This is a genomic window from Serratia fonticola (assembly GCF_001006005.1).
Lineage (GTDB): Bacteria > Pseudomonadota > Gammaproteobacteria > Enterobacterales > Enterobacteriaceae > Chania > Chania fonticola.
In genome coordinates this window covers 3,517,551-3,530,106 of record NZ_CP011254.1, presented here as the reverse complement: position 1 = coordinate 3,530,106, position 12,556 = coordinate 3,517,551, and the positions used below count along the sequence as shown (strand labels likewise).

General features: G+C 56.9%; 11 protein-coding genes. 6 read left to right on the top strand and 5 right to left on the bottom strand.

What is annotated here, in order from left to right; genetic code table 11:
* Positions 1 to 15: 15 nt before the first annotated feature.
* The 3 genes from phrB to WN53_RS15690 all read right to left on the bottom strand — a co-directional run bounded on the left by phrB (position 16) and on the right by WN53_RS15690 (position 2,738).
* Positions 16 to 1,440, bottom strand: a complete 1,425-nt coding sequence (phrB, locus tag WN53_RS15700) for a deoxyribodipyrimidine photo-lyase (RefSeq protein WP_024483158.1) — start codon at positions 1,438 to 1,440, stop codon at positions 16 to 18.
* 15 nt (positions 1,441 to 1,455) lie between these two features.
* Positions 1,456 to 2,409: a YbgA family protein gene (locus WN53_RS15695; RefSeq protein ID WP_024483159.1), complete on the bottom strand. Its 954-nt coding sequence runs from the start codon at positions 2,407 to 2,409 to the stop codon at positions 1,456 to 1,458.
* A 122-nt stretch (positions 2,410 to 2,531) separates the two neighbouring features.
* Entirely contained in the window at positions 2,532 to 2,738 is a 207-nt protein-coding gene (locus WN53_RS15690; protein ID WP_024483160.1) for a YbfA family protein, read from the bottom strand.
* A gap of 752 nt (positions 2,739 to 3,490) precedes the next feature.
* Here WN53_RS15690 and WN53_RS28425 point away from each other — a divergent pair.
* The 6 genes from WN53_RS28425 (at position 3,491) to kdpE (ending at position 11,552) form a co-directional block, all read left to right on the top strand.
* Positions 3,491 to 3,580 (top strand): K(+)-transporting ATPase subunit F, encoded by a 90-nt coding sequence (locus WN53_RS28425; RefSeq protein WP_037375124.1) that lies wholly within the window; start codon positions 3,491 to 3,493, stop codon positions 3,578 to 3,580.
* The gene (gene kdpA, locus WN53_RS15680; protein WP_024483161.1) at positions 3,580 to 5,268 is read left to right on the top strand and encodes a potassium-transporting ATPase subunit KdpA; all 1,689 of its coding nucleotides are present in this window, start codon (positions 3,580 to 3,582) and stop codon (positions 5,266 to 5,268) included. Before WN53_RS28425 ends, kdpA begins: the two co-directional genes overlap by 1 nt.
* Positions 5,269 to 5,293: 25 nt before the next feature.
* On the top strand, positions 5,294 to 7,363 hold the full coding sequence (gene kdpB / locus WN53_RS15675) for a potassium-transporting ATPase subunit KdpB (protein WP_024483162.1): 2,070 nt from the start codon (positions 5,294 to 5,296) through the stop codon (positions 7,361 to 7,363).
* An 18-nt stretch (positions 7,364 to 7,381) separates the two neighbouring features.
* Positions 7,382 to 7,951 (top strand): potassium-transporting ATPase subunit KdpC, encoded by a 570-nt coding sequence (gene kdpC, locus WN53_RS15670; protein ID WP_024483163.1) that lies wholly within the window; start codon positions 7,382 to 7,384, stop codon positions 7,949 to 7,951.
* A 199-nt stretch (positions 7,952 to 8,150) separates the two neighbouring features.
* Positions 8,151 to 10,844 (top strand): two-component system sensor histidine kinase KdpD, encoded by a 2,694-nt coding sequence (kdpD, locus tag WN53_RS15665; protein WP_024483164.1) that lies wholly within the window; start codon positions 8,151 to 8,153, stop codon positions 10,842 to 10,844.
* Positions 10,845 to 10,862: 18 nt separating this feature from the next.
* Positions 10,863 to 11,552 carry a two-component system response regulator KdpE gene (kdpE, locus tag WN53_RS15660; protein ID WP_024483165.1) on the top strand — a complete coding sequence of 230 codons (690 nt, stop codon included), beginning with the start codon at positions 10,863 to 10,865 and terminating at the stop codon, positions 11,550 to 11,552.
* Here kdpE and WN53_RS15655 read toward each other — a convergent pair.
* Positions 11,549 to 11,857, bottom strand: coding sequence for a DUF3861 domain-containing protein (locus WN53_RS15655; protein ID WP_024483166.1), 309 nt, complete (start codon positions 11,855 to 11,857; stop codon positions 11,549 to 11,551). The two genes, kdpE and WN53_RS15655, sit on opposite strands and share 4 nt — an antisense overlap.
* Entirely contained in the window at positions 11,857 to 12,495 is a 639-nt protein-coding gene (locus tag WN53_RS15650; protein WP_024483167.1) for a PadR family transcriptional regulator, read from the bottom strand. Before WN53_RS15650 ends, WN53_RS15655 begins: the two co-directional genes overlap by 1 nt.
* Between the last annotated feature and the right edge of the window lie 61 nt (positions 12,496 to 12,556).

Here is a 12,556-nt window from a genome sequence, read left to right as displayed (position 1 = left end):
CTCCTTGCTGTTACTTTAAAGTCCCCCTCGCTTGGCCGCTTCAAAAGCCGCCAACGTCTCCAGCCGAGCCTGCTGGTGTTGGACTATCGGCGGCGGATAATGCAGAACCTGCTGCTGCTTTTCCGCCCAGCGATGGGGTTGATGGAGCTCATTGTCCGGTACATCCGCCAGTTCAGGCAACCATTTACGGATAAAAGTGCCTTTTGGATCAAAACGTTCGCCCTGAGTGGTCGGGTTAAAGATGCGAAAATAAGGTGCGGCATCGGTACCGGTAGAAGCGGCCCACTGCCAGCCACCGTTGTTGGCAGCCAGATCGCCATCCAGCAATTGGGACATGAAATACTGTTCACCGGCGCGCCAGTCGATCAGCAAATCCTTGACCAGGAAACTGGCCACGATCATCCGCAGGCGATTATGCATCCAGCCGGTTTGATTGAGCTGACGCATGGCAGCATCGACAATCGGGTAACCGGTATTGCCCTGTTGCCAGGCCAGTAACGCCGCGTCGTTGCGTTGCCAGCATACCTTATCCGTCCAGGTGATAAAGGGACGGTGCTTGCATAACGCAGGATACGCCACCATCAGGTGACGATAAAATTCTCGCCAGATCAGCTCATTAAGCCAACAGAAAGCACCACTTTGCGGATCTTCCAGCACATCAGGGCACTCAACGCGCAGACGGTTGACGCTCTGGCGGGGGGAGATAACGCCAATAGCCAGATAGGGTGACAGATTGCTGGTGCCGGCAATGGCGGGCAAATCGCGCTGTGTCGCATAGTCTTGCACCTGCTCGCGGCAGAAAGCACGCAGCCTGTGCAATGCAGCCTCTTCGCCCGCGGGATAGCCCTCTCCCACCTCAACCAAAGGATAATCGAACGCCGCAGCTGCGGTAAAACCAACGGCTTCCCCACGCGGGCGTGGGGCTGGCAGAGAGCTCACGTCGGACTCGGTCAACCGCTGGAGAAAGGCTTTGCGAAAAGGCGTATACACCTTGTACATCTCACCGTTGCCGGTTTGCACGCTGCCGGGGGGCAACAGCAGGCTATCATCAAAACTGTGGCAACTCACCTGCCCGGTCAATGCCTGCTCAAGGCGGGCGTCACGTTGACGCTCATTGATTTCATACTGACGGTTATAAAACAGGGCTGTGACCTGCTGGCGCTGGCAGAACTCCACCAGCCAGTTAATCGAACCGGCAAAATCGTCGCCCTGATGGCAAATCAGTTCAATGCCCCGAGCTGCCAGAGCCGCTTGCACCTGCAGCAAATTAGCGTGGATAAACGCCGCCTGACGTGGTGCCATATGGTGCTGGCGCCATTGCGCGGGGGTGGCGATAAATACCGCCAGCACCTTGGCTTGCGGATCGCTACAGGCGGCAGAGAGGGCTTTATTGTCCGTAATGCGCAGATCGTTACGCAACCAGACCAGATGCGTGGTCATAACACTCCTTGCGGGTTAATGGCCGTAGCGCAGGCGCAGCGCCTCCGGGTAGGGCTCAAAATAGCGCTGTTGCGCCAGATAGCTATCAGGATATTCGGCCATGTCATGTTTTAACAGCGTAATCGGTGCCAGCAGCGGTTGCATCCCCTGGCGATAGTGGTCGATAAGCCTAGCCAGTTCCTGGCGCTGAGAGCTGCTGAGCTGGCGGCGGAAGTAGCCCTGCACATGCATCAAGACGTTGGTGTGGTTGCGCCGGGTCGCCTTGTGTTGCAACAGCCTCATTAGGCGCTGGCGATATTCCACCGCAAAAGCCTCCAGCGATTCCCAGCATTCGATATCTGCGACGAAACGCCCCAGCTCCCGGTACTCCGGCTGTGAGTGCGCCAGCAGTGAAAGTTTATAACGACTATGAAAAGCAATTAGCCCGCCACGAGTTAACCCCTGGCGCCACAGCATATTCAGTTCATAAAGGGCAAACACCCGTTCGACAAAGTTTTCCCGCAGCACGGGATCGGTCAGACGACCGTCTTCTTCTACCGGCAACCACGGCATTTGCTGGAGCAGCTCGGCGGCAAACAGCCCGACGCCACTTTTATGCGCCCCCTGGCCGTTCTCGTCCCAGAGCTTGACCCGTTCCATGCCGCAAGTAGGTGATTTTGCGCAGACTATGTAGCCGCATAAATGTTGCAACTGGCTAACCCGACGCTCGGAGAACTGTTGCATCCGTTCGGTAAGATCTACATTGGGGTCATTGCTGTGGAGCAACCGCGTCTGCTGTTGGCTTTTAACCAAACGCAGCGCAGGCCGTGGCGTTGGCAAGCCAATCGCCATTTCGGGACAAATCGGCTCAAACTCTACATAGGGTGCCAATTGTTCCACGGCAAATTCACAGCGTTTATGTCCACCATCGAAACGCACCGCGCTGCCCAACAGGCAGGCGCTGATCCCGATAGGGATCTTATTGCCCATATCTTGTCTCCCACCAACGGGTTAATGCTAGAAGTGTAGAGGAGTTAATGCGTTATTGCGGCTTAAAACGCAAAAACCCCCGCCAGAGGGGCGAGGGTTCGTCGTAGTGCGACGGGCCAGGATTAATAAAAATCGCAGGACGCCGTTTCTGCCTGTTGCAGCCAGACCGGTTTATTGCTGGTTTTTGTCCAGACGCGGTGTAAATAGCTGTAAAAACGTGCGCGATCGGCACGGAACAGCATCACCGGCAAAGCAAGAACACCGACCAGAATCACTGCGCTACGGCGCAGGAGGACCCGATGCAACGGATAGGCTTGGTAGTTAGACATACGAACCTCCTTAAAAACATCCGCGCCAGGTTGTCAGGACCCGACGCAATGCGAAACGATAAATGATGGCCAATTGGAAACTGAGCAAAATATTACCGCACATGGTGTAATTTTACAACTCATCCGACCACTAAAATGCGCAAAAAGAGCACAAAAAAGGCCTCCACAACGTAATTTTGTTACATCAAGGTTAATAACTAACTTAACATTGGTTACATTGTGGTTATTGCCAGCGTTAAGCTAGGAAATACCTGTAACGCCCCTCACCCTAACCCTCTCCCAAAGGGAGAGGGAACCGATCGAGTCCGCTGAATTTTCTGCGTAACACCCTGACTTTCGTTTTACTTACTCCACACTTACCGAAGCAGCACAACCTCATCAAAAACACCGGGCAGCTCCCTCTCCCTGTGCTGTCTCTTATACACATCTCAAGTTGCGGTCAAATGACCGTAATTTGAGAAACATAGCAGGCTGATTTTAAAGAGAATTTTTCCGAGCGCCCTATTGATGCGCTTGAAATAATTCCCATAAAAAACAGTAAGATGCCGAGTTGTGTATAAGAGACAGCTCCCTGTGGGAGAGGGCAGGAGTGAGGGGCGACTGATAGCCTTAACTGATAAACCATACGTTTTCTGTCTATATTTCAATCATTTTTATACTTTTTTTACACCCGGCCCCGCTATTTTTTCATCTTCTTTCTACTGCCCTCCCTACACTCAGGCTATCAAAAACAACACCTCTGGAGGTGTCCCGTGAGTTTCAGCGTTATTGGTGGTGCGCTGTTGGTCCTGCTGCTGTTGGGCTATCTGGTTTATGCCCTGTTTAATGCGGAGGACTTCTGATGGCAGCTTCAGCCTTCTTGTTGATCGCCAGCTTTGTGCTGGTGCTTCTGGTGCTGGCTCGTCCCCTGGGCAGCTTTATAGCTCGCCTGATCGAGGGAGAGCCACTACCGGTGCTGCGCCATGTGGAAGCAGCCGTCTGGCGTTGCTGCGGTAATGACACCGCCGAGATGACCTGGTGGCAATACGCACTGGCGATCCTATGGTTCAATATCCTCGGTTTGGTGCTGCTGTTGGTGCTGCTGATGGCACAGGGTTCCTTACCGCTCAACCCGCAAGGGTTCCCCGGTTTATCTTGGGATCTGGCGTTCAATACCGCCGTCAGCTTCGTCACCAATACCAACTGGCAGGCCTACAGTGGGGAAAACACCCTCAGCTATCTCAGCCAGATGGCCGGATTGACGGTACAGAACTTCCTGTCTGCCGCCACCGGTATCGCCGTTGCCTTTGCCCTGATCCGGGCCTTTGCCCGCCGTTCCAGCGCCACCATCGGTAACGCCTGGATCGATATTCTGCGCATTACCCTGTATGTGCTGTTGCCGCTGTCGCTGCTGATCGCGCTGTTCTTCGTCAGCCAGGGGACATTGCAGAACTTTCTGCCTTACCTGCATGTGACCACGCTGGAAGGGGCACAGCAGACCTTGCCGATGGGGCCAGTGGCCTCGCAGGAAGCAATCAAGATGCTCGGCACCAACGGTGGCGGCTTCTTCGGTGCCAACTCGGCGCATCCGTTTGAAAACCCGACCGTATTGACCAACTTTGTACAGATGCTGGCGATCTTCCTGATCCCTTGCGCCCTGTGCTTCGCCTTTGGTCAGGTCGCCGGTGAAAACCGTCAGGGTCACGCGCTGATCTGGGCCATGGCGCTGATCTTTATCGTTGCGGTGATCGTGGTGATGAATGCTGAACTGGCTGGCAACCCGCATCTGAGCGCGCTTGGCAGTAGCAGCAACATCAATATGGAAGGTAAAGAGTCCCGCTTTGGCATTCTCGCTAGCAGCATGTTCTCGGTGGTAACCACTGCGGCCTCCTGCGGTGCCGTCAACGCCATGCATGATTCCTTTACCGCGCTGGGTGGCATGGTGCCGATGTGGCTGATGCAGATTGGCGAAGTGGTGTTCGGCGGCGTCGGTTCCGGCCTGTACGGCATGCTGCTGTTCGTACTGCTGACGGTATTTATCGCCGGGCTGATGATTGGCCGCACGCCGGAATATCTCGGCAAGAAGATCGATGTTTATGACATGAAGATGACCGCGCTGGCAATCCTGGTGACGCCAACCTTGGTACTGCTGGGCACCGCGTTGGCGATTGCTACCGACGCTGGCCGTGCTGGCATCCTCAACCCAGGGGCGCATGGCTTCAGTGAAGTGCTGTATGCCTTCTCTTCGGCAGCCAACAACAACGGTAGCGCCTTTGCTGGCCTGAGCGTCAACACGCCGTTCTACAACCTGCTGCTGGCCTTGGCGATGTTTGTTGGCCGTTTCGGGGTGATCCTACCGGTGCTGGCCATTGCGGGTTCGCTGTGTGTCAAAAAACGCCAACCGGCGGGGAACGGCACGCTGCCAACCTACGGGCCACTGTTTATCGGCCTGCTGGTCGGTACCATCCTGCTCGTCGGTGCCTTGACATTCGTTCCTGCACTGGCACTAGGCCCGGTAGCCGAACATTTACAACTGTGGTTGGCCAATTAACAGTCATAACAGAGAGAAGAACAAGATGACTCGCAAACAACGCGCACTGTTTGAACCGGCACTGATGCGTACCGCGCTGATCGATGCGGTGAAAAAGCTGGACCCACGCGTTCAGTGGCGTAACCCGGTGATGTTCGTGGTGTACCTCGGCAGTATCCTGACTTCGGTCATTTGGCTGGCGGTGCTTTCAGGCAACGCTGAAGGTAGCGCGGCCTTTACCGGCAGCATCGCTATGTGGCTGTGGTTTACCGTACTGTTCGCCAACTTTGCCGAAGCGCTGGCGGAAGGACGCAGCAAAGCTCAGGCAGAAAGCCTGAAGGGCACCAAGAAAACCAGTTGGGCGAAGAAACTCGCCACGCCGAAGCGTGATGGCGCCACCGAGCAAGTCTCGGCCGAGAGCCTGCGTAAAGGGGATATCGTGCTAGTGGAAGCCGGTGACACCATTCCTTGCGATGGCGAAGTGCTGGAAGGCGGTGCCTCGGTCGATGAAAGCGCCATCACCGGTGAATCTGCACCAGTGATCCGTGAATCCGGCGGTGACTTCTCCTCCGTGACCGGCGGGACGCGTATCCTGTCCGACTGGCTGGTGGTGCAGTGTAGCGTCAACCCGGGCGAAACCTTCCTCGATCGCATGATCGCTATGGTCGAAGGTGCCAAACGCCGTAAAACCCCAAATGAAGTGGCACTGACCATTTTGCTGGTGGCATTGACTATCGTGTTTGTACTGGCGACCGCTACCCTGTTCCCTTACTCGCAATACAGTGTGGAAGCCGCAGGCAGCGGCAGCATAGTGTCGATCACCGTGTTGGTTGCCTTGCTGGTCTGCCTGATCCCGACCACCATCGGTGGGCTGTTGTCCGCTATCGGCGTCGCCGGGATGAGCCGTATGCTGGGTGCCAACGTGATCGCCACCAGCGGGCGCGCCGTTGAGGCCGCCGGTGATGTTGACGTATTGCTGTTGGACAAGACCGGTACCATCACCCTCGGTAACCGTCAGGCATCAGAATTCCTGCCGGCACCCGGGGTAAAAGAGCAAGAGCTGGCCGATGCCGCCCAACTCTCTTCGTTAGCCGATGAAACGCCGGAAGGCCGCAGTATCGTGGTGCTGGCCAAGCAGCGCTTCAATCTGCGCGAACGCGATTTGCAGGCGTTGAACGCCACCTTCGTGCCTTTCTCTGCGCAAACCCGCATGAGCGGTGTCAACGTGCAGGACCGGATGATCCGTAAAGGGGCGGTGGACGCCATTCGCCGCCACGTCGAATCCAACAATGGCCACTTCCCACGAGCGGTGGACGAGTTGGTGGAAAGCGTCGCTCGTACCGGCGGTACGCCGTTGGTGGTCGCCGAAGGGCCACGCGTGCTGGGGGTAGTGGCGCTGAAAGACATCGTCAAAGGCGGGATTAAAGAACGCTTTGCCGAACTGCGCAAGATGGGCATCAAGACGGTGATGATCACCGGGGATAACCGCCTGACCGCCGCCGCCATTGCAGCCGAAGCCGGCGTGGATGACTTCCTGTCGGAAGCCACACCAGAGGCCAAACTGGCGCTGATCCGTCAGTATCAGGCGGAAGGACGCCTGGTCGCGATGACCGGCGACGGCACCAACGACGCCCCAGCACTGGCGCAGGCCGACGTGGCAGTTGCCATGAACTCGGGGACGCAGGCAGCCAAGGAAGCGGGCAACATGGTCGATCTGGACTCCAACCCGACCAAGCTGATCGAAGTGGTGCATATCGGCAAGCAGATGCTGATGACGCGCGGTTCATTGACCACCTTCAGTATCGCCAACGATGTGGCGAAGTACTTTGCCATTATCCCGGCGGCCTTCGCGGCAACCTATCCGCAGTTGAATGCGCTGAACGTAATGCAACTGCACTCCCCCGCCTCGGCGATTATGTCGGCGGTGATCTTCAACGCTCTGGTGATCGTCTTCCTGATCCCGCTGGCGTTGAAAGGGGTGAGCTATAAGGCAATGAGCGCCGCCGCACTGCTGCGTCGTAACCTGTGGCTGTATGGTGTGGGTGGCCTGCTGGTACCGTTCGTAGGTATCAAGCTGATCGACCTGCTGCTGACCGCGCTGAATATGGCCGGCTAAGAAAATAAGGAATTCATGATGTCTTATTTACGTCCTTCTTTAGTTATGCTGATCCTGCTGACGGCGATCACCGGTATTGCTTATCCATTACTCACCACTGGGCTGTCACAGTTGCTGTTCAGCGGGACGGCCAATGGCTCGTTGCTCTATCAAGGGGATAAAGCGGTCGGCTCGGCGTTGATTGGCCAGCATTTTACCCAACCGGGTTATTTCTGGGGGCGCCCTTCTGCCACCAGCGATTCGGCCTATAATGCGATGGCATCCGGCGGCAGTAATCTGGCCGCCACCAACCCGGCGCTGGATAAAGCAATCGGTGAGCGGGCAACGCAGCTGCGCCAGGCGAATCCGGCGATGAGCGGGCCGATCCCGGTCGACCTGCTGACCGCTTCCGGCAGTGGCCTGGATCCGCAGATTTCGCTGGCCGCCGCCAAGTACCAGTTAGCGCGTGTCGCCAACGCTCGTCAGTTGCCACAGGAACAAATTGCCAAGCTGATTGATGAAAATACCGAGCGCGCCACGCCCAATTTTATGGGGGAATCGGTGGTCAACGTGCTGAAGCTGAATATGGCGCTGGATGCGTTGAAATAAGGCTAACTAGCCGTGTTTAATACCGCGACACCAAAAGCTTGAGGCAGGTGGAAGTCATGCAGGTTAACCGACCGTTGAGCGCAAGGATGCGCGATTCGAGCCCCCATGGACGGGTTCACGGCGTGTCGGTGATCTGCATGACTTCCACCTGTAACACGATTAGGTGCAGCAATCAGGTTAAGACCGACAAGGAAATTTGATGGTGGATGACGAACTGCAACGCCCCGATCCAGACAGCCTGCTGGCGTTAGCCAATGAAAAGCCACGCGGAAAACTGAAGGTCTTCTTCGGGGCCTGCGCCGGGGTAGGTAAAACCTATGCCATGTTGCAGGAGGCTCAGCGGCAACGAGCACAGGGGCTAGACGTGCTGATTGGCGTGGTGGAAACCCATGGCCGCCAGGAAACGGCGGCGTTGCTGCAAGGGCTGTCGATCCTGCCAGCAAAACGCATCCAACATCGTGGCCGCCAGGTGCAGGAATTCGATCTCGATGCCGCTTTAGCACGCCACCCGGCCCTGATCCTGATGGATGAGCTGGCACACAGTAACGCCCAGGGTTCACGCCATCCCAAACGTTGGCAGGATGTAGACGAACTGCTGGATGCCGGTATCGATGTGCTGACCACGGTTAACGTCCAGCATCTGGAAAGCCTGAACGACGTTGTCGGCGGTATCACCGGGGTGCGGGTCAGGGAAACCGTGCCTGACCACGTGTTTGACGAGGCCACCGAAGTGGTGTTGGTGGACTTGCCCCCAGACGATCTGCGTCAGCGGCTCAACGAAGGTAAGGTCTATATCCCAGGCCAGGCCGAACGCGCCATCGAGCATTTCTTCCGTAAAGGTAACCTGATCGCTCTACGTGAGCTGGCACTACGCCGCACCGCCGACCGCGTTGACGATCAGATGCGGGCCTTCCGCGATAACCAGGGGCGTGAAAAAGTCTGGCACACCCGAGACAGCATCCTGCTGTGCGTCGGCCATAACAGCGGTAGCGAAAAACTGGTGCGCATCGCAGCAAGGCTCGCGGCGCGCCTCGGTTGCCACTGGCATGCCGTGTATGTCGAAACCCCCAAGCTGCACCGTCTGCCGGAAAACCAACGGCGAGCCATTCTGCGGGCCTTGCGGCTGGCGCAAGAATTAGGGGCTGAAACCGCCACCCTTTCCGATCCTTCTGAAGAACGTGCGGTACTGCGCTATGCCCGGGAACATAACCTGGGCAAAATCATTATTGGCCGCCGTGGCGAACAGCGCTGGAAGCTGCGCGGCAGCTTTGCCGATCGCCTTGGCCAGCTTGGGCCGGATCTCGACCTGGTGATTGTAGCGCTGGAAAACGATACGCCGCAGCCGCAGGCCAAAGAGCATGATAACCGCACCTTTAGCGAAAAATGGCGATTCCAGCTGCGGGGCTGCGCCGTTGCCGTCATTTTATGTGCCATCATCACGCTGCTGTCGCAATGGCTACTGCCGGGCATTGATTCGGCTAACCTGGTGATGGTTTATCTGTTGGGCGTGGCACTTGTCGCCCTGTTCTTTGGCCGTTGGCCTTCGGTGCTGGCCGCGGTGATCAACGTCGCCAGCTTCGATCTGTTCTTCGTACAGCCCGAATGGTCGTTCGCCGTCAGTGATATGCAATACCTGCTGACCTTTGCCGTGATGCTGATCGTCGGTATCACCATTGGTAATCTGACCGCCGGGGTGCGTTATCAGGCCCGGGTGGCACGCTATCGCGAACAACGGGCGCGCCATTTATATGAGATGTCTCGTGGGCTCAGCCAAGCGTTGAGCAGAGAAGATATTGCCAAAACCAGCCGTCATTTTATCTCCAGCAGCTTCCAGGCCAAAACCGTGCTGCTGCTGCCGCAGGAAGATGGCTCCCTGCAACAGATGGTGGGTGAAGAAGGTGGCTTGCTGTCGGTGGATGAAGCCATCGCCCGCTGGAGCTATGGCAAAGGCTTACCCGCCGGGGCCGGTACCGACACCCTGCCCGGTGTGCCGTACCAACTGCTGCCGCTCAGCACCTCCAAACAGACCTTTGGCCTGCTGGCGATTGAACCGAACAACCTGCGTCAGCTGATGGTGCCAGAGCAACAGCGCCTGTTACAGACCTTTGCGGTGCTGATCGCCAGCGCGCTGGAGCGCCTGCATCTGGCCCGCAGCGCCGAAGAAGCCAAGCTGGATGCCGAACGCGAACAGCTACGTAACTCGCTGCTGGCCGCCCTTTCTCACGATCTGCGTACTCCGCTTACCGTGCTGTTTGGTCAGGCCGAGATCCTAACGCTGGATCTGGCCACCGAAGGCTCCAGCCACGCCCCACAGGCCAGCCAAATCCGCCAGCAGGTGCTCAGTACCACCCGCCTGGTAAACAATCTGCTGGATATGGCGCGCATTCAGTCCGGTGGTTTTAACCTGCGTAAAGAGTGGCAATCGCTGGAAGAGATCGTCGGTGCCTCGCTGCATATGCTGGAACCGCTGCTGGTATTACACGAAATTAAGGTGGAGTTGCCGCCAGAGATGGTGTTGATCAACTGTGATGGCAGCCTGTTAGAGCGGGTATTCACCAACCTGGTGGAAAATGCCAATAAATATGCCGGTGCCGATGCTATCATCGGGATCCGCGCCCACGCAGTTAAAGACTGGCTGGAAGTGGAGGTTTGGGATAATGGCCCCGGCATCCCGGAGGAACAGACCCAACTGATATTTGACAAGTTCTCCCGTGGCAATAAAGAATCGGCGATCCCCGGCGTCGGCTTGGGGTTAGCGATTTGTCGTGCCATTATTGAAGTACACGGCGGCCGCATCTGGGCGGAGAACCGCGCCGAAGGCGGAGCCAGTTTCCACTTTATGCTGCCGTTGGAAAAGCCCCCCGAACTGGATGGAGCAGATTTTGACTTGTAACCCAAGAGTAGAGGCCCCGTGACCACATCACCGACTAACATTCTGATTGTGGAAGACGAGAAAGAGATCCGTCGCTTCGTGCGCACCGCGCTGGAGAGCGAAGGGCTACGGGTGTTTGAAAGTGAAACCTTGCAGCGTGGGCTGATAGAGGCCGGCACGCGCAAGCCGGATCTGATCATTCTTGATTTGGGGTTACCCGATGGCGACGGGCTGGACTACATTCGCGATCTGCGCCAATGGAGCGCCATGCCGGTGATTGTCCTTTCCGCTCGCCATGCCGAAGAGGACAAGATTGCCGCGCTGGATGCGGGTGCCGATGACTATCTGAGCAAGCCGTTCGGCATTGGTGAACTGCTGGCTCGGGTGCGGGTTGCGCTTCGCCGCCACGCCAATAGCCAACAGGAAAGCCCGTTGGTCAGCTTCTCCGATATCACCGTCGATCTGATCAACCGCAGCGTCTTGCGTAACGGTGAAGATCTGCATCTAACGCCCATCGAGTTCCGCTTACTGTCCGAGTTGCTGGCCAACTCCGGTAAGGTGATCACCCAGCGGCAGTTACTCAGCCACGTCTGGGGACCCAATTACGTCGAACACAGCCACTATCTGCGCATCTATATGGGCCATCTGCGGCAAAAGCTGGAAACCGATCCGGCGCGGCCCAGGCATTTGCTCACTGAGACCGGCGTCGGCTATCGGTTTATGCCTTAATCCTGCGACGATGTGGGCCCTTTCTTCAGACCGATCATAAATTCTTTAAACGAGTCACGCAGTGGCTCAAACAGCGGATGCTTGCGGTTTTCTATCATCACTTCAGAGAACAGCTTGAGCCCGACGGCAAAGGCCGCGCTGTTCTGTTCGCCAAAGTTCAGATCCTCTCGCCCTTGAATGCGCTCTACAATGGCCAGAATATCGTCGTGATTTTCCACCTCAAACACCAACTCCGGCTTGTCGACGGGTTCACCTTTACGGTCTGTCAGGGCTTCTACGGTAATGCGGAAACGGTGACCTGGCATCAGTTATCCTCCTGTGGCTGTTTTGGCGATACCATTTCGGCTTCGATAGCCTCCACGGCGGTCAGTAGTGCCTGATTGATACGCCCGACCTGCTCCTGAGACAAATCCGCACGCATCATGTTGCCGCGCAGCAGATAGCGCAGGCGATTCATCACTTCGGAGATCCCTTCGGCCAGATTGCCCTCATGGCGATGGTCACGCCCAGCGCCAGCCAGGCGAGCAAAAATCACTTCGATGGCCGCCTGATGCTTTTGCAGCTCCTGCTTGCCGAGTTCGGTAATTTGGTAGCTCTTACGGCCATTACCAGCTACCGCCGGTTCCAGGAAGTCTTGCTCCTCCAACAGCGTGAGGGTTGGGTAAATCACGCCTGGGCTTGGCACATACAGGCCGGAAGAAGCCTCTTCGATCGCCTTGATCAGCTCGTAGCCGTGGCTAGGTTTACGCTCTACCAGCGCCAGTAGCACCAGGCGCAGATCGCCGTGCTCAAACAGGCGATGACGCCCGCGCCCGCCCCGGCCATGTTCTTCACCACCACGGCCGTGTTCCCCGCGGCCAGCAAAATGATGACGGCCGCCACGGCGGTGGTGGCAATGCCCCTCTTCCCGTTGGTCGTGGTGGCGTGCAAATCGATTAAACATCATGGTTGTTACCTCTTGATTGATGATTTGAGTATCGACGCATTTAGATATATCTAAACCA